Source organism: Duganella sp. HH101, assembly GCF_001758795.1.
Classification (GTDB): Bacteria; Pseudomonadota; Gammaproteobacteria; order Burkholderiales; family Burkholderiaceae_D; genus Rugamonas; species Rugamonas rivuli.
This window is the reverse complement of record NZ_LRON01000017.1, coordinates 1-23356: the sequence shown is the minus strand read 5'-3', so window position 1 is coordinate 23356 and position 23356 is coordinate 1. Positions and strand designations below refer to the sequence as shown.

The window sequence follows — 23356 nt, the reverse complement described above, 5'->3', positions numbered from 1 at the left end:
CATGCGGGCTTTTTTTCGTCTGGCGCCGGGGCGATCAAGCGGCGACGGTCAGCACGAGATGCAAGGCCGCGGCGGCGGCATGATGGGCGGCCGCAGCGGCGTGATGCGCGGATCGATGGCCGGCTCCGGCATCTGATAGCTGAACGGCGTAATGATGATAGGCGGTATTGTCGGCGGCGCCGATGGCGGCCCCTTGGGTCCTCCGCCGGAAAGACGCTGGGCGCTACGCTGGCGCTGTCTCCGCTTGCACACCGAGGATATCGATTGACCCTCGCTCAATTCTAGCCAAACCATGTTAAAGCCCTCCCTGCACTGGTCAGGTTATCAGTATAGGCAGGGATAACTTTAAATCAAGGAACATTCCCCGCTCGTCGCGCCTGGATCGCATTCCATCCCGCCAATTTGCCGGTCTGTCGCAATCCGCTGGCTGGCGCGGGGCGCGCCCGGTAAAGTTCAACCATGCCAAACGGCAAAAGAAGAACAGAACCACCCTAACCACCGAGGTCAGCCATGAAAATCACCGCTAAAAAACTGGTATTCGCAGCCTTCGTCACCCTGCTGGCAGTCTCCGCATGGCAGGCTATCTTCGGTGACGGCATGTACGTCAACATCGACGGCGACGAGATCGACGGCCCGCTGGGCTTCCTGCTCGGCACCGTGTTTGCCGGCGGCGGCCTGCTGATCGCCACCGTGGCCATCGCCTGCGCGGCCGTGTTCGTCGGCGTGCTGTTCGCCGGCCTCGGCATCCTGATGATCAGCGGCATGGTGCTGCTGGCGGTGGTGGTCGCGGCGGCCGTCTCGCCCCTGCTGCTGCCGCTGCTGATCCCGGTCGGCCTCTACTGGATCTTCCGCAAGCGCAGCCGCAAGCAACACCAGCACGCGGCGCTGGAACACGCGGTCTGATACCCGCCCGCACCCCGCACCACCCGTTTCAATCGGAAGCGGCCGGGACCTGAACTCCCGGCCGATCCGCCTCGACATCGAGCAGTTCCACCCGGTTGCGGCCGCCGCGCTTGGCACAGTACAGCGCCTGATCGGCCCGCCGCAACGCCACATCGCCGCCGCTGTCCGCCCTGCCCATCGCGGCGATCCCGATACTCACCGTCACCGTCACCGTCAGCAGCACGCCGCCGTCGAGCCGCATCGCCGCCTCGGCCACGCGCTGGCGCAGGCGCTCGGCAAACACCGCCCCCGCGTCCAGCGGCGTGCCCGGCAACAGCACCGCGAATTCCTCGCCGCCGATGCGGCCCAGCATGTCGATCTTGCGCTGGCCGTCGCGCATCAGCGCGCCCAGCTGGCGCAGCACGGCGTCGCCGGCCGCGTGGCCGTGCTCGTCGTTGATGCGCTTGAAGTGGTCGACATCGAGCAGCAGCACCGTGGCGCAGGCTTCGACGTCGCGCCGCACGCGGCCGTGCTCGTCCTCCAGGCGGCGCATGAACTCGCGCCGGTTCGGCAAGCCGGTGAGGAAATCGGTGGTGGCCAGCAGGCGCAGCTCGTCGTCCATGCGGCGCCGCTCGGTCACGTCCAGCGTCGAGACGATGACGAAATCGAGGCTGTGCGTATGGCCCGGCATCACCAGCAGCGTCAGCTCGTTGAGCCGGGCCACGCCGTCGAGCCGCTCGAAGCTCGCTTCGCAGGCGAAGAAGTGCTGGCCCTGCGCCAGCGCGGTCAGCGCCAGCGCAAAGCTGGGCATGGCGGCCTGGTCGAAGTTTTGCGCCAGGCTCAGCTGTGAAAGATCCTTGCGCCCCGCCGCCGCGCCCACCTGCGCCAGCGCGGCGGCGTTGGCGTCGACGATGCGCACCAGCCCGGCCAGACGCCGCAACTGGCTGGCGTTGGCCTGCAGATAGCGGCCCAGGTCGTCGATGCCGGACAGCTCCAGCTCGGCCAATGCCGCGCGCACGCCCGACCAGTCCTGCTCCCACAGCGCCACCGGCGCATGGTCGTACAGGCTGCGGAAGCGGGCCTCGCCGGCGCGCAGCGCCACCGTCGCCCGGGCCTGCTCGATGGCGATGCCGGCCAGCCGCGCGGCCTGTTCGATCAGCGCCATGTTGGCCGGGCTGGGCAGGCGCGCATCGCGGTGGTAGATGGCAAAAGCGCCCAGCACATTGCCGGCGGCGCCGAAGATCGGATCGGACCAGCACGAACCGAGCCGCGCCCGCAGGGCCAGGTCGCGGTACTCGGCCCAGGCCGGGGCGTTGCGGATGTCCTCGACGATCACGCGGCTGCGCGTCAGCACCGCCTGGGCGCAGGCGCCCTGGCCGCGGTCGATGGCATGGCCGTGCACGGCGGCGTTGAAGAAGGCCGGCAGGCTGGGCGCGGCGCCGACCAGCAGGTGCTCGCCCGCTTCGTCGAGCAGCAGGATGCTGCACAACATGTCCGCGTTGCCCGCCTCGACGCCGTGCACCACGCTTTCCAGGATGGTTTGCAACGGCGCGCCGGTGGCCAGCAGTTCCAGCACCTGGCGCCGGGTCTGCTCGCGCTGCTCGCCCTGGGTGCGCTCGGTGATATCGCGGAACGACCACAGCCGCGCCGGCTCGCTGCCCAGCTGCAGGCGGCGCGTGTGCTGCTCCAGCACGCGGCCATCCCTCAGGCGCAGCAGTTCCAGCTGGCTGCTGCCTTGCAGGCCCGGCGGCGGCAACGGCGGCGACGACAGCTGCATGGCCTGGTCCGGATGCAGCATCTGCCGCGCCATGTGCGCCATCAGCGCGGCGCCGTCGGCCTGCCAGTCCAGCTGCTCGGGCAGGTTCCACAACTCGCGGAAGCGGCGGTTGGCGTTGAGCACGCCGCCCTGCAGATTGTCGACCAGGATGCCGTCGACGGTGGAGTCCAGGATGCTGCGCAACATGGCCTGGCTGCGCTGGGCGCCGTCGGCCAGCACCAGCAGCGTGGACTGGCCTTCCTGCAGCTCGCCGGCCAGCACCTCGGCGCGCGCCAGCGCGGCGCGGGCCCGCAAGCGGCCGCGCGCCAGCAGCCAGGTCAGGCCGGCCAGCAGCGCGCTCAGCAGCGTACCGGCCACGGCGATCGGCGCCGCCTTGTCCGGCAGCGCGGCAAAGCCGGGCACGGCGCTGATGCGCAGCGTCCACAGATGGCCGCCGACGCTGATCTGCTGGACGCTGCCGCGCGCCTGCGCGCCGATCGCGGGATGGCTGTCGTACATGCGCGCCGGCTCGGCCAGCGCCACGCCGTCGTAGATCTCCACGTCCAGCGCGGCGGCGCGCGGGCCGCCCAGCCCCGCCATCAGGTCGCCGACGCGGAACGGCGCATACACCCAGCCGGCGATGGCGGCGCGGCGCGCGGCCACGGTATCGGCCGGCTGCCCGTGGCGGTACAGCGGCAGCAGCATCAGGAAACCCGACTGGGCCGGCTCGACATGCTCCTGCACCAGCCGTATCTTGCCGCTGACGGCGGGCAGGCCCGAATCGCGCGCCTGCTCCAGCGCGCCGCGCCGCACCGCCTCCGAGGCGGCGTCGAAGCCGAAGGCGCGTTGATTGTTGTCGCTGAAGGGTTCGAGATAGACGATGGGCGCGTACCAGGCGCGCTCGCCGCCGGGCCGGATGCGGTAGGCGGGATAGCCGCCCTGGCGCAGCGCGCGCTCGTGGCCCGCGAGCTGCGCCGGCGTCACCAGCGCCATGTAGCCGACGCCCTGGATGCCGGGGAAATGCTGGTTCAGGTTCTGCCCGGCCAGATAGGTGCGGAATTCGTCGCGGTCGACCTCGGCGGAGCTGACGAACAGGCCCTGCACACCGTACAGCACCTGCATATAGGTCTGCATGCGCTGGTCGAGATTGTTGACCAGTTCGCGCACACGGCTGTCGAAATCGACCCGGGCATCGTGTTCGGCGTCCTGGCGCGCGCCCTGCCACAGCACGGCGGTGGCGCCCAGGCAGCCCGCCAGCACCGCCACCGTCAGCACGCCCGGCGTGAGCAGCCCTGGCAACAACCGGCGCAGCCTGACCCGGGCGCCGGCGGCCATTTACACCTCGCTACCCGCGAACTGGCGGTAGCCGCGCGCGCGCAGCGCGCACGCCGGGCAGGTGCCGCAGCCATAGCCCCAGTCGTGCAGCGCGCCGCGCTCGCCCAGGTAGCAGGTGTGGGTGCCGTCGCGGATCAGGTCGACCAGCGCCTGGCCGCCCAGCTCCTGCGCCAGCTCCCAGGTCTGGCGCTTGTCGCGCCACATCAGCGGGGTTTCCAGCTTGAGGCGGGTGTCCATGCCCAGGTTGAGCGCCACTTGCAGCGCCTTCATGGTGTCGTCGCGGCAGTCCGGGTAGCCGGAGAAATCGGTCTCGCACATGCCGCCGACCAGCACCGTCAGGCCGCGGCGATAAGCCACGGTGGCGGCCACCGTCATGAACAGCAGGTTGCGGCCGGGGACGAAGGTGTTCGGCAAGCCGTTGGCCTGGGTCTCGATGGCGATATCGTGCGTCATCGCGGTCTGCGAAATCTCGGAGATCAGCGACAGGTCGATCATGTGGTCTTCGCCCAGCCTGGCGTTCCACTCGGGCGAGTGGGCGCGCAGGCTGGCAATCACGGACGGGCGCACGGTCAGCTCGACGGCGTGGCGCTGGCCGTAGTCGAAGCCGATGGTCTCCACGCGCGCGTAGTGCTTCAGCGCCCAGGCCAGGCAGGTGGTGGAATCTTGGCCACCGCTAAACAGGACCAGGGCGGAATCGGTAGGCAGCATTGCTTTGTTCTTTCAAGGGCGTGCAGGGTGTTGCAACGTTATTAGTACGCCATCTTTTGAGGCAATCCGGTAACATGACTGTCAGCGTACACCCTGATGGAGTCTCATGTTACCGGCATTGCCAGCAAAAAAATTGGCAGGATCACGAATTTTGGCACAAGTTGTGGCAAAAGTATCCGCCTGCCTGGCGGCGGCCGGCGTCACGGCCGCCCTGGCCGCCCCCGCCGCCGCCCAGGCCCTGAAGTACGACGTCCACATCGCAGCCCCCGGCCCGCTGGAGGAACTGCTGCAACAAAACCTGGACCTGCTGCGCTTTCGTGACAATCCGCGCATGGACCGCGAGCAGCTGCTGCGCCTGGTGCGCGCCGCGCCCGAGCAGATCCGCACGCTGGTGGCCACCGACGGCTACTACTCGCCGGTCGTCAGCGCCAAGCTCGACCGGGACGGCGAAACGCCCAAGGTCGAGATCAGCGTGCAGCCGGGCGAGCCGGTGCGGGTCGGCGACATCGACCTGGTGCTGGAAGGCTTCGCGCCGACGCCCGGCCTGCCGGCCGACCAGCAGTTCGACACCGCCAAACTGAAGGCCGGATGGACGCTGAAAAAAGGCGAAGTGTTCCGCCAGACCGACTGGGAACAGGCCAAGCGCGGCCTGCTGCGCCAGGTGGTGCAGACGCGCTACCCGCGCGCGCAACTGACCGACAGCCAGGCCACGGTGGACCCGGAGCAGCACCTGGCCGCGCTGCGCGTGGTGCTCGACAGCGGCCCGGAGCTGCGCTTCGGCGAACTGCGCATCGAAGGCCTGAAGCGCTATCCGGCCGCCATCGTCCGCAACCTGAACCCGATCCACGCCGGCGACTACTACAGCGAAGCGGCGCTGCAATCGTATCAATCGCGCCTGCAGGACACCGGCTATTTCAGCAGCGTCGAAGTGAGCGCCGACATGGGCGCCATCCTCAACGAGCAGCTCGACGCGGCCGCCGCCACCCCGGCGCAGAACGCCGAAGCGGCCATGGCGCCGCTGCCGCTGCTGGTGCGCGTGACCGAGAACAAGCGCCGCAACGTCAGCGCCGGCCTGGGTTTCAGCACCAACACCGGCAACCGCGCCTCGCTGACCTACGACGACCTGTCGGTGTTCGGCCTGCGCATGAAAAGCGCGCTGACGCTGGAAACCAAGAAGCAGACCGCGCGCAGCGACTTCTACTTCCCCACCACGGCGGACGGCTACAACGACAGCTTCGGCGCCTCCTTCGAACGCAGCGACATCTCGGGCGAAGTCACCAGCGTGGCCAGCGTGGCCGGCAAGCGCGCCTGGGGCACGCCGCTGCTGGAACGCAGCCTGTCGCTGGAGCTGCTGACCGAGACCAGGACGCTGGACGGCATCCCGTCCAGCACCAGCAAGAGTTTGCCGCTGACCTACGGCGTCACCTGGCGCAAGCTGGACAACCTGCTGTTCCCGACCAGGGGCTACGCGCTCAACGCGCAGCTGGGCGGCGCGCTGCTGCCCATCCTGACCGACCAGGCCTTCGTGCGCGGCTATGCGCGCGGCGTGTGGTACCGGCCGCTGACCACCAGCACCAACCTGGTACTGCGCGCCGAATTGGGCGGCCTGGCCTCGCGCGACAAGGTCGGCGTGCCGGCGGTGTACCTGTTCCGCGCCGGCGGCGACCAGTCGGTGCGCGGCTACGCCTTCCAGGAGCTGGGCGTGCGCGAAGGCGACGCCATCACGGGCGGCCGCTACCTGGCCACCGGCAGCGCCGAATTCCAGTACTGGTTCAAGCCCACGTACGGCGCGGCGGTGTTCTACGACGCCGGCAATGCGGGCGACACCTTCAATGCGCTGCATCCTAAATCCGGCTACGGCGCCGGCGGCCGCTGGAAAAGCCCGGTCGGACCGATCAACGTGGACGTCGCCTACGGCCACGCGGTACGCAAGTACCGTTTGCACTTCTCGCTGGGATTCACCTTCTGATGGCTGACAACAAAGACAATCCGACGCCGGACGCGCCAAACGCCGCCACACCTGCCCGCCGCCGCTGGCCGCGCCGCGTGCTGATTTCGCTGGCGGTGCTGGTGGCCCTGCTGGCCGGCGCCTTCTGGCTGCTGGGCCGCGAATCGACCTTGCAGCAGCTGGTGCAGCGCATCTCCAACGCCAGCGGCGGGCAGGTGTCCGTGACCGGCGTGAGCGGATCGCTGTACCACCGCATGCACATCGACCGGCTGGTGTACCGCAGCAAGGACAGCGTCATCACGGCCGACAACATCGATATCAACTGGTCGCCGTTGCAGTATTTTTCGGAAGGCTTGTCCATCAGCGAGCTGCATGTGGCGGCGCTGACGGTGCAAAGCCTCGGCCCGTCGGAGCCGGCCAAGATGCCGGCATCGCTGGCGGCGCCCTTCCGTCTCAGCCTGTCCGACGCGCGGCTCGACAAGCTGACCTTGAGCAGCGCCACCGGCAGCGACGTCATCGAACGCCTGCGCTTCAAACTGTACGGCGACAAGCGCAACTGGCACCTGGAAGACGCCAGTGCGCAGACGGCGTTCGGCAACGTGAAGGCCGACCTGACCATAGGCGCCGACAAGCCGTTCGCGCTGCAAGGCAAGGCCTCGCTGGCGCAAGCCACGGCCGCCGCGGCCGGCGGCAACGCGCAGCTGTCGCTGGAAGCCGGCGGCAATCTCGCGCTGATCACGTTGAAGGCCCAGGGCAGCGCCAACGGCGCCAGCGGCAACGCCAACGTCGCGCTGGCGCCGTTCGATCCCGTCATCCTGCGCGCGCTCGACCTGAGCGGCCGCGACCTCGATCCGGCCGGCTTCGATCCGGGCTGGCCGCAAGCGAAGTTCAGCCTCAAACTCAGCGCCGTCATCGCGCCCGACCAAAAACTCTCCGGCCAATTCGCCCTGCAGAACCAGGACAAAGCCGCGCCACTGGACCAGCAAGGCCTGCCGCTGCAAACCTTCAGCGGCAAGCTGGCCGGCACGCTGACCGCGTCCACGCTGGAAAACGTCGTGCTCGACCTGGGCCAGGCGGGACGCTTCACCGGCGGCGGCCACGTCAAGCGCAGCGGCCCCGAAGCCGGCATCGACGCCGCGCAATTCACGCTGCACACCGACCGCTTCGACCTGAAGAACATCCACAGCGGCATCAACAAGACCGCCGTCGCCGGCGACATCACACTGGCCAGCACGCCCACCAAACAAACGCTGGATGCCAAGCTCGCACAAGACGGCCTGCGCCTGGACCTGCAAGCCACGCTGGCCAACGCCATGCTGCAACTGCACCAGGCCCGCCTGCTGGCGAAAAAAGGCAGCATCACCGCCACCGGCCAGGCCAGCCTGAAAGACAAGCAGGAATTCAGCGCCAAACTGCGCGCCGAACATTTCGACCCATCCGCACTGGGTCCGGCCCTGCCGATCGCCGACCTGAACGCCGACATCAACGCCAGCGGCCACATCGCCCCCGCATGGCAGGTCGCCGCAGGCTTCGACCTCAAGGCCAGCAAGCTCGCAGGCCAGACCTTATCCGGCAGCGGCAAGCTGAATGCCGACGCAAAGCACATCAGCGGCGTCGACGCCCACCTGGCGATGGCGCAGAACACCGCCGACATCAGCGGCAGCTTCGGCGCGGCGGGCGAGCAGCTGCGCTGGAAGATCGATGCACGCCAGCTGTCCGCGCTGGCCGCCGACTTGATCGGCGCCGTCAACGCCAGCGGCATCGTCAGCGGCACCATGGAGGCGCCGCGCACCAGCTTCGAAGCCGACGCCAAGGGCCTCGGCCTGGCCTCCGCCAAGCGTCCCGCGCCGGATAGCCTGATCCACGCCAGCGGCGACATCGCATTGGCCGGCGCGAAGAAAACGCCCGAGCTGAAAATGAACGGCAGCATACAGCGCCTCAATCCCGCCGCATTCGGCGCGGCGCAGGCGGGCTCCATCAACGCCGGCTTCAGCGCCGACGCACGCCTGGCCGCCGACTGGCGTGCAGGCCTGAACCTGACCTTGCAGCCGTCAACCTTCGCCAACGCTCCCTTGAGCGGCTACGCAAAACTGAACGCCGACAAGAACAGCATCAACAACGCCGACATCGACCTGCGGCTGGCGGCCAACAGCCTGCAAGCCAAGGGCAGCTTCGGCAGCGCGCTCGACAAGCTGGAATGGAAACTCAACGCGCCGCAACTGGGCGCGCTGGGACCGCAATTCGCGGGCGCACTGCGCGCCAGCGGCACCTTGTCCGGCACCAGCGCCAAGCCGGCGCTGGCGCTCACGCTGGACGGCAGCAACCTGCGCGCACCAGGCCAGCAGCAGATCGGCACCATACGCGGCAGCGCCACGCTGGGCAGCACCATCGCGATGGCCGCCTCCGCGACGCCGGCGACTCCCGCCATCGCCGCCGCACCGACGCAGAACCGCCGGGCGGCAGCGGCCGCCAACGCGCGCGCCACGCCGGCACGCAGCGGCAATGGCGCCGACGCCGACCTCTACGCCGACGTGCCGCTGGTCAGCGATATCGAAATCACCCGCTACGTCTCCCCTGCCCTGACGCTGGACAAGGCCCGCCTGCAAACCAGCGGCACGCGCAGCGGCCACGTGCTGCAAGTCAGCGCCAGCAACGCCGACTTCGACGCCGCCTTGCGGGTCAAGGGCTCCTGGGCCAACGACGCCTGGACCGGCACCATCGACACACTGCAAAACCGCGGCCGCTTCGCCCTCACGCTGGCCGCCCCGGCGCAGCTGAAACTGACAGCCCCCGCAGGCAGCGGCGTCGCCGGTCTGCTGCACCCCGAGCAGATCGCGCTGGGCAGCGCCACCATCAAGCTCCCCGACGGCAGCATCCGCATCGACAGCCTGGCGAAAACCGGCCCCGCCTGGAGCAGCAAGGGCATGGCGGCCGGCGTGCCGGTCAACTACCTGGCCCAGCTCTCCGACGCCTGGCGCGACAACGTCCGCAGCAGCATGACGATCGGCGCCGAATGGGGCCTGAACCTGCAGGCCGCCAGCAAAGGCAACCCGCCCGTCCTCGGCGGCATGCTGCACGTGTACCGCGAACAGGGCGACCTGACCATCATCGGCGCCGACCTGCCGCAACCGCTCGGCCTGCGCACGCTGGACGGCCGCGTCGACGTCAACGATGGCACGCTGCGCCTGCAACTGAACCTGGACGGCGCCCGCGCCGGCCAGGCCCGCATCGACGCCACCGCCCAGCTGCACGACGGCCGCCTGGCCGAAAGCAGCGCCATCACGCTGAACGGCAGCGCCAATATGGGCTCGCTGGCCTGGCTGGCGCCGCTGGCCGGCCAGCCCGGACTGGAGGTCGACGGCTCGCTGAAACTGGCCGTCACCGGCGCCGGCACCATCGGCGCGCCGCAACTGAACGGCGACATCAGCGGCGACAAGCTGGTGCTGAACTGGCTGGACCAGGGCATCAAGCTGCGCAACGGCCAGTTGCAGGCGCGCCTCGCCGGCGACCAGCTGCAACTGCAAAAGCTGGCCTTCGACGGCGCCGAGGGCCACGCCCAGGCCGACGGCTGGATACGCTACGCCGGCAACGAAGCCACCATGAACCTCAAGCTCAGCGCCGACAAACTGGAAGTGCTGGCGCGGCCGGACCGCATCCTGGTCATCAGCGGCCAAAGCACGCTGGTGCGCGACGCCAAACGCTTCCAGCTCGATGGCAAATTCCGCGCCGACCGCGCCAGCATCGAACTGGCCGGCGAGAACACGCCCACGCTGAGCGACGACGTGGTCATCGTCGGCAAGGGAGCGGCGCCGGTCAAGACGCCGCAAGGCCAGGCGCTCAACATCGACCTGGAAGCGGATCTCGGCGACGCCTTCCACCTGAAGGGCAAAGGCCTGGACGCCCAGCTGGCGGGCGCGGTGCGCATCCGCGTGGCCGACCGCCGGCCGCCGCGCGTCACCGGCAGCATCCGCGTGGACAACGGCACCTATGCGGCGTACGGACAAAAGCTGGCGATCGACCGTGGCGTGATCAACTTCACCGGCGCCTACGACAACCCCGGCCTGAACATCCTCGCCGTGCGGCGCCGCCCGGAAGGCGAAGCGCTCAGCGAGACCAATGTGGAAGCGGGCGTGGAAGTGCGCGGGACGGCGCTGGCGCCGGTGGCCAAGCTGGTGTCGACGCCGTCCGTGTCGGACAGCGACAAGCTGGCCTGGCTGGTGCTGGGCCACGGCATCGACAACACCGGCGGCAACGACATGGCGCTGCTCAGCGCAGCGGCGGGCGCGCTGTTCGGCGGCGGCCAGGGCAAGCTGGCCAATGCATTGGGGGTGGATGAACTGGGCGTGAGCCAGGCGGCAGGCACCTCGGCCGGCGCGGCCACCGGCTTGCAGACCACGGTGGTCACGGTGGGCAAGCGCCTGTCGTCGCGCGCCTACCTGAACTTTGAACAGGGCGCGGGCACGGCGACCAGCCTGGTCAAGCTCAAATACAAGCTGAACCCGCGCATCACGCTGCAGTTCCAGACCGGCACCAACAACGCGCTGGACGTGCTCTACACCTGGGCCTTCGATTAAGCCCTAGCTGGGGTTATGGTCCGGCACCGGATCGTCCTGCGGCGCCGGATGGGGGATGGCCGGCGGCGCCGGATCATCCACCGGCACGGGGTCGGGGGCGCGGTGGGAAGTCACTGTATCCATGGTCGGCACTCCAGTCATCGTCAGGCCCCCATTCTACGCCGGCTTGGCGTGTTTCACGTACTTGTCCAGCCACGCATTGGTCTCGTACAGCATGTGCAGGATCGATTCGCGCGCGCGGTAGGCGTGCGATTCGTTCGGCAGCATCACCAGCCGCGCCGTGCCGCCCAGGCCTTTGATGGCCTGGAACATGCGCTCGCTCTGCAAGGGGAAGGTGCCGGTATTGCTGTCCTCCGCGCCGTGGATCAGCAGCATCGCATCCTTGATCTTGTCGGCGTTATTAAACGGCGACATGGCCTGGTACACCGCCTGCGCCTGCCAGAACGGCCGCTCCTCCGACTGGAAGCCGAACGGCGTCAGCGTGCGGTTGTAGGCGCCGCTGCGCGCGATGCCGGCCCTGAACAAACGCGTATGCGCCAGCAGGTTGCCCGTCATGAAAGCGCCATACGAATGGCCGCCGATGGCGATGCGATGGCGGTCGGCCACGCCGCGCCGCACCACCTCGTCCACCGCCGCCTGCGCGTCCGCCACCAGCTGCGGCAGATAGCTGTCGTTCGGCTCCTCCTCGCCCGCGCCGACGATGGGGAAGGATGGATTGTCCAGCACCGCATAGCCCATCGCCAGGAAGGCCGCCGGCCCCCAGTAGCTGACCGCGTTGAAACGGTACGGTGAACCGGTGGTCTGGCTGGCCGCGCCGGCCGATTTGAACTCCTGCGGATAGGCCCACATCAGCAGCGGCAACGGGCCGTCGCGCACGGCGTCGTAACCGGGCGGCAGCATCAGCGTGGCCGTCAGCTCGACGCCGTCGTTGCGCGGATAGCGGATCTGCTCCTTGTGCACGTCCTTCAGCTGCGGCGTCGGATGCGGGTAGCTGGTCAGCGCCGTCAGCTGACGGTGTTCCGGCTTCGTCAGGTCGCGCAGATAGTAGTTCGGCCGTTCCGTCGGCGATTCGCGCGTCGTCAGCAGCAGCGTGCCTTCGTCGTTCAGCACCGCCGCCACGTTCTCAAAATACGGCGCGGCGCTCTGGAACAGGCGCTCCTTGGTCTTGGTGGTCAGGCTCAGGCGGTCGATGAAGGGACGGTCGCCTTCCGGCGTGGCGCCCGCGCCGTCCAGCAGCAAGGTGGTGCCGGGCCCGATCAGCAGGCGCGGGAAGCCGCTGCCGTCGGCCCGCATCACCGGCGAACCGGGGCTGTTGTAGCGGTCTTCGTACGAACCGGCGTAGATCAGCTCCGGCGGCGCGGACAGGTGGTCGGGCTGTATCATCCACTGCTTGTAGTCGCGCGTCTTGTGCCAGCGCTCGTTGATCAGCGCGACGTCGCCGCGCCCCCAGGCGATGCCGGCGTAGCGCATCGTCAGCCGCGCCAGCACCAGCGGCGGTTCGCGGAACGGCGCCGCGTGCTGGTAGACCAGGTCGCGGATGTTGTCGATCACCGGACGGGCCGGATCGCCGCCGTCCTGCGCCTCGGTCCACACCAGCGTGGCCGGCGCGTCGGCCCGCCACGACACATGGCGCACGCCTTCGGACACGGCGTCATTCCCCGGCGGCAGGCCCTCCTCCAGCGGCAGCAAGGCCACCGTATGCAGCACCGCGCCGTGCAGATCGCGCACCTCGACCCGCTCGCCGAAACTGGAAGCAGGCACGATGTACGAGTAAGGCCGGGTCACGCTTTGCGTCAGCAGATACTGGCCGCCCGGCGCGATCGACGTGCGCGAGAACTGCCCCGGCTCGCCGATGGGCCGCCCCTTGCCGTGCAGGTCGAGCAGCGCCATCTGCACCGTCACGTAGTATTCGAACAGGCGCGCATCGGCCTCGTTCTTCAGCAGGTCCTGATAGGTGCGCAGCTGGCGCAGCGCGCCACCGGGGTCGCTGTCCTGCTGGATCGGACCGGTGGGGATGCCGTCCGAAACCGGGGCCTTGCCGATGCCGGACGGACGCCAATGCACCAGCAGGCCGCTGCTGTCGGGCAGCCAGTTGAAGCCGCGCGTCAGCACCGCCGACAGCGGCTGGGCCGACAGGCGCGACGCCTTGCGCGCGGCGATATCGACCAGCCACAGCTCCACCGCGCCGCGCTCGCCCTTGTAGGCCACATGCGAGAAGGCCAGGTAGCGCTGGTCCGGCGACCAGGCCAGGTCCGCCAGGCGCAGCGCGCGCGGCAGCCCGCGGATGCGGCTTTCCTTCTGCGTGGCGATATCGAGCAGGCCGAGATCGGTGCCGAAGGCGAAGCGGGAAGAGGAACAGGTGCGCGGGTTGATGCGCAGGCCGGCCAGCTTGAGCTCCGGCTGCGCCACTTCGGCGATGCCGGGCAGCGGCGGCGTCTGCACCACGGCGGCAAGGTTGCGTTGGGGGCTCAGGCTGAGGGCCGGCGCGCGCGGGGCGTCGACGATCTCCATCAGGGCGGCGGGCGGCAGGCGGTAGCCGCCCTCCTGGGCGCCGGATTGCGGCGAGGCGGCCATCAAACCCAGATTCAGGGGCAGCAGGGGTAACGGTTTGTTCATGGAAGTCCTTTCGGTCCAGAAGCGAGGCTGCTGCGGATCAGTTTGCTTATGCTATCCGTGATTGTCAATCAATGCAGGATATTGGGTGACAATCTGTAACGCTGTGGGGAGAAGGCGGAGTGGCGTACAATCGCTGTTCTTTGAATTTCGCCGTTGGAATCGCTTATGGATATGCCTACTATCGTCCTGTTGCTGCTGGTGCCCCTGGCCATCTGGCGCATCTACTCGCGCCTGAAGCGCCTGATGGGCCGGACCCGCTCGGAACTGTGGCGCCACTACCTGGCGGCGGTGGCGATGTCCGGCATGCTGGGCGTGCTGGCGGCGACGCTGCTGGGCAAATGGGAGGCTTTCGGCGCGCTGGTGGCGGGCGCCGCGTTCGGCGCCGCGCTGGGCTACCGCAACATGCAACTGACCCGGCTTGAAAATACGACCGAGGGCTTCTTCTACACGCCCAACCGCCGTCTCGGCCTGCTGGTGGCGATGCTGTTCATCAGCCGCCTGATCTACCGCCTGTTCGAGGCCTACCTGCACATGCACGACCACCTGCCGCTGGATCCCGACTTTGTCGGCAATCCGCTGACGGCCGTGCTGTTTGGTTTGCTGGGCGGCTTCTACGCCTGCTACAGCGTGCTGCTGCTGCGCTGGCGCCGCACCCAGAAACCGGTGCCGCGCCCTATCGATATCTTCGATATTAAATAAACTATTTAGCCGCCAGCTGCCGCACGAACTCGCAGTAGGCCGGCCGCACCGCGGCGCTGGACAGCACGCCATTGTGTCCGGCGCCCGGCACCATCACCATGCGCTTGGACGGCGTCGGCAAGGCGTCGTACACCTTCTGCGCCAGGCGCGGCGGCGTCACATCGTCGTCGCTGCCCTCCAGCACCAGCGCCGGCCCGGCATAGCCCGACGCCGCCGCCACGTTGTCTATCCCCTTCAGCGACTCGCTCAGCTCCACCCGCACGAACGGCCACACATACCACGGCATCATATTGTTGGCCCAGTCGCGCGCATTGGTGGTGGTCGATTCCAGCACCAGCCCGCGCACGGCGGGGCGCTGCTGCGCCACATAGGCGGCGATGAAGCTGCCCAGCGATTGCCCGTGCACGATCACCCGGCCCGGCGCCTGCCCGTTGACCAGGTCGAACTCGCGCAGCGCGTCGGCCTTCAGCGCGGCGATGGTCGGCACGCCGGTGCTGCGGCCGTAGCCGCGATAATCGATCATCACCACGTCCGCGCGGCACGGCGCGACGGCGGCCAGCACATGGTCGCCATGCTGGTCCAGGTGGAAGCCGTTGCCGCCGAAGTACAGCACCGTCAGCGCGTTGCCGTCGCCGCTGGCGCTGACGCCGGCCAGTTGCGCGTCGTCCGCCGCCAGCGTCAGCGGCGCCAGTTTGTAGGTGGTCGCACCGCCGTCGCCGAGCCGGCCCGGAGGCGGCACCGCGCCGGCGCGGTCCGGCCGCACGATGCTGCCCTCGCCGATCTGCATCGCGCATCCAGACAACAAAACCGCCATCATCGCCAATATGAGTTTCATAATTATCTCCAGTGAATGTACAATATATTACAACAAAGTTTTAATGTAAAACGATAATTTTTTACTGTATTACGATAAATATGAAAATCACCCTGATTCGCGCGCTGCTGTGGCTGTGCGTAGCCGTGCAAGCGGCCTTCTTCGTGCTGGCGTGGACCACCTATGCGCCCAGCATCGGCTCCGTGACCATCGACATGACCGCCATCGGCCTGCCCTTCGGCGCCAAGCTGGCGATGACGGCCGCGCAGCGCGCGATCGGCGCGGCGCTGGCGCTGCCGGCCGTGCTGGTGCTGTTTGTGGGACTGTGGCGGCTGGACCGGCTGCTGCTCAATTTCCGCCGCCGCGAGCTGTTCACCGCGCAGTCCATCGGCCACCTGCGCGCCTTCGCCGGCGCCACGCTGCTGGCGACCCTGCTGTCCATCGTCGAACCGCCGGTGCGCACGCTGGCGCTACGCCTGAGCGGCAACGGCGGCCAGCACTTCGCGGTCGGCGTCAATTCCGAGCAGCTGATGCTGATACTGGTGTGCGGCATGTTCTACCTGATCACGCGGCTGATGCAGGAAGGCCGCCGCCTGCGCGAAGAGAACGAGGGCTTTGTCTGATGGCGATCCTGATCAACCTTGATCTGATGCTGGCCAAGCGCAAGCTGAAGTCGCGCGAACTGGCGGCCTATGTCGGCATCACCGAGCAGAATCTGTCGCTGCTCAAGTCCGGCAAGGTGAAGGGCATCCGCTTTGCGACGCTGGAGAAAATCTGCGAACGGCTGGCCTGCCAGCCCGGCGACATCCTGAGCTGGGAGCCGGACGACGGCGAGACGAAAGACGACGCCGGCGAGCTGCTATAAGAACGCCGTCGTTTTAGCGACAGTGCTATCGTATTTCATGCGGTGCCGGTGACATTTGGTGATATGCTGGATGTATCCGTACGGCAATTATTTGCACTGTTATGAATACGTCCATTTACGACAAGACCGCCAAGGGCCGGGAAGAGATCGCGACGCGCAGGGACGGCCTTGCGCCGCGTCTGCGTAGCTTGCTGGTGCTGATCGATGGCCGTCGTACGGAGGAAGAACTGCTGCGCAATGTGGCGGGGCTGGGACTGGCCATCGCCGCAGTGCACGAGCTGCTGGCGGGGGAATACATCGTGCTGTCGACCAGTTACGCGTCGATGGCGGAAGCGCCGGCCGAGCCGCCGGCGCCGGAACCGGAGCCGGCGCCCGAACTGCCAGCCGCCACGCAGGTCCAGCAATTCCAGTCCGTCTACCAGTTCTACAACCAGACCATCAAAAGCACGATAGGCCTGCGCGGTTTCACCTTGCAGCTGAAGGTGGAAAAAGCCAGCTCGGTCGACGAGCTGCGCCAGCTGCGCGCGCCCTATCTGGAGGCGGTACAAAAAGCAAAGGGCAGCGACACCGCCGCTGCCCTCGCCCTGCAGCTTGATCGGCTGCTGGGTTTCAACTGAAGCTTAGGCCTCAGGCCACCTTCGCCACCTCGGCGGCGGGACGGCGCTGCAGCACGAAGATAGGCTGCGCCCACTCCGTATCCTTCTTCTTCTTGCTCGTGATGAGCGTCAGTTCCGAAGGATCGTAGACGTCGGTGTTGTGCGTCAGCGGCGTCGTCATCAGGTACTGCGCATCGGTGTTCTTCAGGAATTCGCCGACCAGCTGGATGTTACGGATATCCAGGTGGGCAAACGGTTCATCGATGAACACGAAGCCGCCGGAACCATCTTCCGACTTCAGCAAGCCAATCAGCAGCACCAGCGATTTCATCACCTGCTGGCCGCCGGACGCTTCGCCGTCGTTCATGCCGATGATGCCCTTGCCGTCGAACTTGAAGCGCACGTGCAGGCCGGCCTGCGCCAGCTGCGTATCGTCGTTCTCCAGGCGCACCGGATCGGAATGCACCTCGATGCCCGCCAGCTCGCCCAGCTCCTTGATGTTCTTGGAGTAGGTCTTGATGGTGTAGCGCAGCCGCTCCATGTAAGCACCGCGCGCGTTGCCGGTGGCTTCGATGGCGCGGTTGTTCTGGTAGCGGCGCTCTTCGGTTTCCGACTGGCGGCCGTGCAGCTGGTCGTTCAGGCGCTGGTACTGGTCGATCACGGTGGCGTCCAGTTCCCAGTCGCTGCGGGCCAGGCTGGCCTCCAACGAATGGACGCGCAACACCACCTGGTGCGAGTTCTGGTGCTCGCTGACCAGGCCCGCGCGACGCGCCGGACGACGCCAGCTCTTCGGCAGATGGCGCCAGGCTTTGCGCAGCGCGAGCAAGGCGCGCGCGTGGTCGGCGCGCTGCTCGATCTGGCGCTTGTTGTTCAGGCGCAGACCGGCTTCCGATTCCGACAACGCAAAGCGCGCGTTCTGCCACGTGGTGTCGGCGCGGGTGCGCGTGACCACGGCGTTCTTGATCAGCGTTTGCAGCTCCCCCAGGCGGGTGCCGACTTCGGTGCGTTCCGCCTTCAGCGGCACCGAGTTGCGCACCGCCTCGTCGAACTCCTCCTGGCGCGCAGCCAGTTCCTTGGCGGCGTCCACACCGGCCAGGCGCGATTTCAGCGAACTGATTTCGGTCGCCAGCTTGGACACGATCAAGGTCAGGGCATCTTCCTGCGCCTCCAGCGCCGGCAGCGATTTCTGGATCGCTTCCATACGCTGCGTGCGGCCGGCGGAACCGAAGCGGTAGCGCGAAGCTTCCACGAACAGCGAGCGGCCGCCGCGGCGTTCGCGGTGGTAGGCGTCCGGCGTGATCCACTCGTCATGGCTGCCCAGCTTGGCGCCGGCATCGACGGTGTCCACGCGGGTGATGCGCGACAGCTGCTCCACCAGCCAGGACGGAACCTTGGCCGAGAACTTCACCACCGACATCAGAGAGTCGTCCTTGACGGTCGGCGCATGCACCAGGTCCGGCACGATGAAGTGGCGATAGCGCTCCTTCTCCGCCAGGCGGTACGCGGCCGACGCATCGGACGATTTATCCAGCAGCACCACGGAGGCATAGCCACCCAGCACGCCTTCGATCGCGCCCTGCCAGCGCGCATCCGTCACTTCGACGATGTCGGACAGCATGGCGTGGCCGATGCCGGCGTCGTTCAGCGCGCGGCGCATGGCGCGTTGCGCTTCCGGTTCCGGCATCGCGGTCTTGCCCTGCAAGGCGGCGATGGTCGACAGCTCGCCGGCGATCTTGGTGGCGATGGCGTCGCGCGCCATGCGCTGGCGGGCCAGCTCGATTTCCTTTTCCTGCAGCTGCTGCGCCACCGCGGCCAGGTCGCCGCCGGCGTCGTCGGCCAGCTTTTGCAGGCGGACCTTCTGTTCCAGCAGGCTGTCGAGCGGCTTGAGTTTGCCGTTGATCTGATTCAGGCGGCTTTGCAGCGCGGTCGATTCCTGCTCCAGCACCGTCTCGTGCTGCTGCGCGTCGGCCAGCGCCTTGGCCTGCGCGGCCAGCGCGTTGCGCTTGTCGGTCAGCTGGGCGTCGGCCTGCATCAGCGGCTTGCGTGCATCGCGCAGCTGGCGGCTCAGGTTAGCGTGCTTCTCGCGCGCTTCGTGGTACTCCAGCGTCGGCAGCACTTCTTCCTGCAGGTTGCGGCGTTCCTTGTTCAGGTCTTCCCACTGGTGGTAGTTGGCCACGCGCAGGCGCAAGCCCTCCAGATTGGTCTTGGAGGCTTCCAGTTCGGACTCGAAGCGTTTCAGTTCGATTTCGGTGTCGCGCTGGTGGCGCTTGGCTTCGTCATAGGCGTCCAGCACTTCCTTGTCGCCGAAGACCTGGAACACCAGGTCCAGCAACTGGCGCGGCGCGTATTCGCACAGCTTGTCGGTTTCGCCCTGCTCAAGCGCCAGCACTTTCGCCATCGCCGGCGACAGGCCGGCGTTGGCGAGGCGCTTGCGGTAGTTCTCGACGCCGAGCCAGTCGTTGCCGGCTTCGCCGATGTCTTCGATCTGCACGTTACCGGGACGCATAAGGTACTGGCGCTTCCAGTCGCCGCCGTTCTTCTGGATCTGGCAGAACAGCGTGACTTCGTCGTCGCTGAAGAAGCCGGAGCTGCGGAACGGACGGTTAGACAGTTGCTTGCCGATGTTCTTGTTGTCCACCACGGCGCGCAGCCAGGCGGTCTGCTGGCCGCTGTGGCGGGCGTAGTGCTTGTAGGTGCGGCCCATCGAGCAATCGAGGCCGAACAGCGTGCGCAGCGCGTCCAGCAAGGTGGTCTTGCCGGAGCCGTTCTGGCCCGCGATGGTGATGATCTTGGCGTCCAGCGGGATGTTCTTGATGCGCTGCCAGTAATCCCAGTGGACCAGCTCTAACGATTTAATGTGAAACATGGCTTAGTCCTCGGCTGGAAGTTCGGAGTCCGGGGCGGCTTCCTCGGCCGCCTCGTCGTCGTTGGCGGCTACCGGCGGCGCGCTGCGCGGCACCGGGATGATCTGCGCCGGCGAGCGCTTGAACACGTCGGCCAAGGCGCCGTTGATGATGCGCTCTTTCAGCTGGTCGGTATCCATCATCAAATCCAGCAGCGGGCCTTCGACGATGATGTCGCCGCGGCGCTCGATGAAGCCCAGCTTGGCCAGGATGCCGAGGTTCATGTCCAGGCGGGTCTTCTTGCCCAGCTTGTCGCCGAAGTCGGCCAGCAGCGCCTTGTAGGCGATGCCGATCGAGGTGTCTTCCGCGCGCGGCAGCGGCTTCTCGACGCCGAACATGTCGTTCTGGTCGTCGTCCGCGTGCTGGTGGGTCTCCTGGCGCTCGCGCTTGGGCAGGATGATCTGCGCCCACAGCACCACCAGCAGGGCCACGCCGTCGCGCGACAGGCCGAAGTTATTGTTTTGCCAGACGTCGCGGGCGCCGAAGATCTTCGGCTCGATGGCGCGGTGCAGCGCGATCGTCACGTGGTCGGCGTAGACGTTGTCCAGCAGTTTGAGGCCGGTGGCCAGCAGGCGCGCGTCGACTTCGGCGCGGAACAATTCGTCGGACAGCACGCGCTTGACCAGCTTGTCGTCGCGGCGCAGGGTTTGATGCGTCAGCAGGCGCGCGATCAGGATTTGGGAATCGTCATTCATCTGACTTGTCGCCTTCCGTATTCAAAGACAGTGAGAGGGAGGCCAGGGACATCGCCGCCACGTGCAAATCGGGCAGCTGTATCATTTCGTCGGTGGGTGCGAACTTGACCGGCAGGCGCGCCAGTTCGGCGGTGGCGCCTTGCAGGCGGGCCTCGTCGGCGTCGCCCAGCAGCGGCAGCAGCGAGGCGCGGTACGAGGCCACGGCGAAGGTGGCCGGCAGCAGCGAATCCTGCACCGGTATCGATTTCGGGCCTTCGTCGGCGATGCTGGGGAAGTTGCCCAGCGCGGCGAAGTCGGACAGGCGCGCCAGCCAGTCGTCCAGCTCGCGCTGCATCTGCGGGCCGTCGCTGATGGTGGTCGGCGCATCCTGGCCGGTGGGCAGGCCGCCGGCGACGGCGCTGACGGCGCGGTCCTGCAGCAGCTCCGTCTCGGCGACGTCGATCATCTCGGCCGGCGTGATAAACAGCGGCACCACCGGCTGGTCGATCGCGCCTTCGGCCAGCGAGGCCAGGTCTTCGTGCAGCAGCAGCCAGCGCTTGATGTCGGTGGTGGACAGGCCGGACTGGCCCAGGTGCACGCGCTGGCGCTCGATCTGGTTGAGCGCGCGCGAGAACATGCCCTGCATGTTGAGCAGCGCCGATTGCGCGCGGCCGATGGCCTGCGCCGCCTTGTGGGTGGCGCCGTCGGCGTTTTCATCGGACAGGATGGCGCGCAGGATCTCGGAGCCCTTCTCGACCCAGTCGCAGGCGGTGTGCCACTTGGCCTGCGAGGCGCGCAGGCGGAACTCGGAGCCGGAGGCGATGGCGTCCGAGAATTCCTCGGTCAGGTCGACCAGGCGGCCCAGCAGGTGGTTCAATTGTTCGACGGTGACGCCGCCCATCACCTGGGCGCCGGCCACCTGCGACAGCAGGAAGCCCATGTCGGCCGTGTCTTCTTCCTTGCCCAGGGCCAGCAGGCCGTCGATGGCCGACAGCACGTTGCGCGCCATTGGCGTGACGCGGTAGACGGCTTGCTGCGCGTCCCAGGCCAGCAGCTGGTTGGTGCGCAGGCGCATCAGCGCCGTTTCCAGCGATTCGGGCAGCAGGTAGGCCAGGCGGGTGTTGATGTCGGCGCGCGAGAAGGTGGACGAGGCGGCGTCGGACGCCAGCTCGCGCAGCACCAGCAGGCGCACCAGGACGCCGTCGAAGCCGCCGTGGAACAGCGCCGTGAACACCTGCAGCAGCGGCTGCGCGCGTTTCAGGTGGTAGACCTGCTCGATCTCGTCGGCCGAGATATTCGGCTGGAAGTGGGCTTGCAGGCTGTCCTGCTGCTGTTGCTGATCCAGCTCACTTGTTATAATTTCTATCATTCTTTGCCATTCTGTACGCATCGCAACGACTAGATTGCGGGGGCGTCAGTATAACAGCCAGCCGGGGTCAGGTCTGACATTCGGACACGGTCTCTACCGTAATGCGCGCATTACGGTAGAGACCGTGTCCGAATGTCAGACCTGACCCCGATTTTAAGCTTACTTTTTCACGGCCTTTTCCAGTGTCTGGTCGACGAAGTCGCCGTCGTTGTCGTTGAAGCGCACACGCACCGGGTACCAGTCCATCGTCGGCGCCAGCCACAGGTCGACCTGCTGGCCCTGCGCATCCGGCGGCGGCGCCTTGACCAGATGGACCGCGTTGACCTCCCCCGCGCCGACCTGCACCACCTCGCTCTTCACCACCTTGAAGCTCCACACCTCGGCGTCGCGGCGTCCGGCCACGAAGTAATTCCACTCGCTGCCCGGCTTGAACTTGTCCGGCGCGGCGCGCGCCTGCGCCGCCAGCTGCCACTGGATGCTGGTGCGATCCTGCTCGCCGCCCTTGAGCGGGTAGCTCTCGTCGCCCTCGCTGAAGGCGATGGTTTTGACATCGCGCTTGAACACCGTGTTGCTCGGGTCCTTGCGGAAGCGCTTTTCGTAGAAGGTGGCCGGCGCCAGGCCGTAGTCGTCGACCAGGCCTTCGCTGCGGTTTTCCAGGATCTTGCCGAACAGCGCGGCGCGGCTCTCGGTGGCGACCAGGTATTTGCCGTCGGCCGCGCGCCATTGCACGGTGGCGGTGCCGCCTATGCTCAAGCCGTGCTGCCTGGCCTTGATGGTGTATGTCAGGTCGGCCGACGGCGGCAGGCTGTAGGGGCGCTTGACGCTCGGGTGTTCGGCGTCCGGCGCGGCGGCGTGGGCCGCGCAACCGAACAGGATGGCGGCGCCCAGGGCCAGCAGGCGCGCGGTGGGGAATGTATGCATATTATTTTCCGGATTCTGTCATCGTTATCTTGGATACGGTCTGCGTCGTCAGCGCGCCGCTTGCTTCGGTATTGCGCAGCTGGATCGGGTACCAGTTCAGGCCCGGCGCCAGCCATACGTCCAATCGCGACGAGTAGCTGCCGGGACGCGGCGGCCGGCTCAGGTGCCAGGTCACGACCTTGCCCATCTTGGTCTCCAGCTCTTCCTCGCCGACCAGCTGGAAGCGGAAGATGTTCGCTTCCTTGTCCTCGCCGACCTGCATCTCGATGTCGCTGCTGAACTGGTTGACGTCGGCGCGGCCGATGCCGCCCAGCTGGAACGGCACCGTCGTCATGTCCTGCGCCCCCACCATCAGCGGGTAGCTGCGCTCGGACGCCGAAAACGTGATGGTGCCGGCGTCGCGGTTGAAATGCGTCGCCGTCTCGGCGCGGCGCGCGCGCTTCTGCGTGCCGCTGACCGGAGCGATGCCGAAATCGTCGATGGTGCCGCTGCTGCGCATCACCAGCAGGTTCACCCGCGTCACCAGCAGGCTGATGCCCGCCTCCAACGACGCCGTGTAATTGCTGCCGTCAGTATGCCATGCCATGGCGGCGGCCCCTGTCCATTTGGTGCCGTCGGCGTCGACCCGGGCCACGTCCATGTCGAAGCTGGCCGACGGCGGCAAGTTGACCTTGTAGCGGCGCATGCCCTGCGGCG

At 67.4% G+C, this 23356-nt stretch carries 17 protein-coding genes; 8 read left to right on the top strand and 9 right to left on the bottom strand.

The genetic code is table 11. From position 1 onward, the window contains the following. Position 1 precedes the first annotated feature (1 nt). Positions 2-136, top strand: a complete 135-nt coding sequence (locus tag DUGA2_RS34845; RefSeq protein ID WP_286162320.1) for a hypothetical protein — start codon at positions 2-4, stop codon at positions 134-136. 374 nt (positions 137-510) lie between these two features. Continuing rightward, the gene (locus DUGA2_RS23260; protein ID WP_070271793.1) at positions 511-903 is read left to right on the top strand and encodes a hypothetical protein; all 393 of its coding nucleotides are present in this window, start codon (positions 511-513) and stop codon (positions 901-903) included. Positions 904-931: 28 nt separating this feature from the next. Here DUGA2_RS23260 and DUGA2_RS23255 read toward each other — a convergent pair whose 3' ends face one another. Next, entirely contained in the window at positions 932-3973 is a 3042-nt protein-coding gene (locus tag DUGA2_RS23255) for a CHASE domain-containing protein (RefSeq protein ID WP_070271792.1), read from the bottom strand. Continuing rightward, complete coding sequence (gene queC, locus DUGA2_RS23250) at positions 3974-4681, bottom strand: 7-cyano-7-deazaguanine synthase QueC (protein ID WP_070271791.1); 708 nt, start codon at positions 4679-4681, stop codon at positions 3974-3976. Between the two features lie 106 nt (positions 4682-4787). Here queC and DUGA2_RS23245 point away from each other — a divergent pair, with 106 nt between their 5' ends. Beyond that, the gene (locus DUGA2_RS23245; RefSeq protein WP_229214758.1) at positions 4788-6650 is read left to right on the top strand and encodes an autotransporter assembly complex family protein; all 1863 of its coding nucleotides are present in this window, start codon (positions 4788-4790) and stop codon (positions 6648-6650) included. Further along, positions 6650-11203, top strand: coding sequence for a translocation/assembly module TamB domain-containing protein (locus DUGA2_RS23240; protein ID WP_070271789.1), 4554 nt, complete (start codon positions 6650-6652; stop codon positions 11201-11203). The genes DUGA2_RS23245 and DUGA2_RS23240 overlap by 1 nt, the downstream gene beginning before the upstream one ends. Before the next feature lie 156 nt (positions 11204-11359). Here DUGA2_RS23240 and DUGA2_RS23235 read toward each other — a convergent pair whose 3' ends face one another. Further along, positions 11360-13819 carry a S9 family peptidase gene (locus DUGA2_RS23235; RefSeq protein WP_070271788.1) on the bottom strand — a complete coding sequence of 820 codons (2460 nt, stop codon included), beginning with the start codon at positions 13817-13819 and terminating at the stop codon, positions 11360-11362. Positions 13820-13984: 165 nt separating this feature from the next. Here DUGA2_RS23235 and DUGA2_RS23230 point away from each other — a divergent pair, with 165 nt between their 5' ends. Further along, positions 13985-14518, top strand: a complete 534-nt coding sequence (locus tag DUGA2_RS23230; protein ID WP_070271787.1) for a hypothetical protein — start codon at positions 13985-13987, stop codon at positions 14516-14518. A gap of 1 nt (position 14519) precedes the next feature. Here the strand turns inward: DUGA2_RS23230 and DUGA2_RS23225 are convergent, their stop codons facing one another. Next, the gene (locus DUGA2_RS23225; RefSeq protein WP_070271786.1) at positions 14520-15353 is read right to left on the bottom strand and encodes an alpha/beta hydrolase; all 834 of its coding nucleotides are present in this window, start codon (positions 15351-15353) and stop codon (positions 14520-14522) included. 80 nt (positions 15354-15433) lie between these two features. Here DUGA2_RS23225 and DUGA2_RS23220 point away from each other — a divergent pair, with 80 nt between their 5' ends. The 3 genes from DUGA2_RS23220 to DUGA2_RS23210 all read left to right on the top strand — a co-directional run bounded on the left by DUGA2_RS23220 (position 15434) and on the right by DUGA2_RS23210 (position 16814). Next, complete coding sequence (locus tag DUGA2_RS23220; RefSeq protein ID WP_070271785.1) at positions 15434-15955, top strand: DUF2975 domain-containing protein; 522 nt, start codon at positions 15434-15436, stop codon at positions 15953-15955. After that, complete coding sequence (locus tag DUGA2_RS23215) at positions 15955-16197, top strand: helix-turn-helix transcriptional regulator (protein WP_008444654.1); 243 nt, start codon at positions 15955-15957, stop codon at positions 16195-16197. The genes DUGA2_RS23220 and DUGA2_RS23215 overlap by 1 nt, the downstream gene beginning before the upstream one ends. Positions 16198-16298: 101 nt before the next feature. Continuing rightward, positions 16299-16814, top strand: coding sequence for a hypothetical protein (locus DUGA2_RS23210; RefSeq protein ID WP_070271784.1), 516 nt, complete (start codon positions 16299-16301; stop codon positions 16812-16814). A 10-nt stretch (positions 16815-16824) separates the two neighbouring features. Here the strand turns inward: DUGA2_RS23210 and DUGA2_RS23205 are convergent, their stop codons facing one another. The 5 genes from DUGA2_RS23205 to DUGA2_RS23185 form a co-directional block, all read right to left on the bottom strand. Then, positions 16825-19659 carry an AAA family ATPase gene (locus DUGA2_RS23205; RefSeq protein ID WP_070271783.1) on the bottom strand — a complete coding sequence of 945 codons (2835 nt, stop codon included), beginning with the start codon at positions 19657-19659 and terminating at the stop codon, positions 16825-16827. A gap of 3 nt (positions 19660-19662) precedes the next feature. After that, positions 19663-20391 carry a hypothetical protein gene (locus tag DUGA2_RS23200; protein WP_070271782.1) on the bottom strand — a complete coding sequence of 243 codons (729 nt, stop codon included), beginning with the start codon at positions 20389-20391 and terminating at the stop codon, positions 19663-19665. Further along, positions 20384-21739, bottom strand: coding sequence for a hypothetical protein (locus DUGA2_RS23195; RefSeq protein WP_008444650.1), 1356 nt, complete (start codon positions 21737-21739; stop codon positions 20384-20386). Before DUGA2_RS23195 ends, DUGA2_RS23200 begins: the two co-directional genes overlap by 8 nt. A gap of 159 nt (positions 21740-21898) precedes the next feature. After that, positions 21899-22660, bottom strand: a complete 762-nt coding sequence (locus tag DUGA2_RS23190) for a DUF3108 domain-containing protein (RefSeq protein ID WP_070271781.1) — start codon at positions 22658-22660, stop codon at positions 21899-21901. A 1-nt stretch (position 22661) separates the two neighbouring features. Then, positions 22662-23356: DUF3108 domain-containing protein (locus tag DUGA2_RS23185; protein ID WP_141753357.1), on the bottom strand; the 695-nt coding region annotated here is incomplete at its 5' end.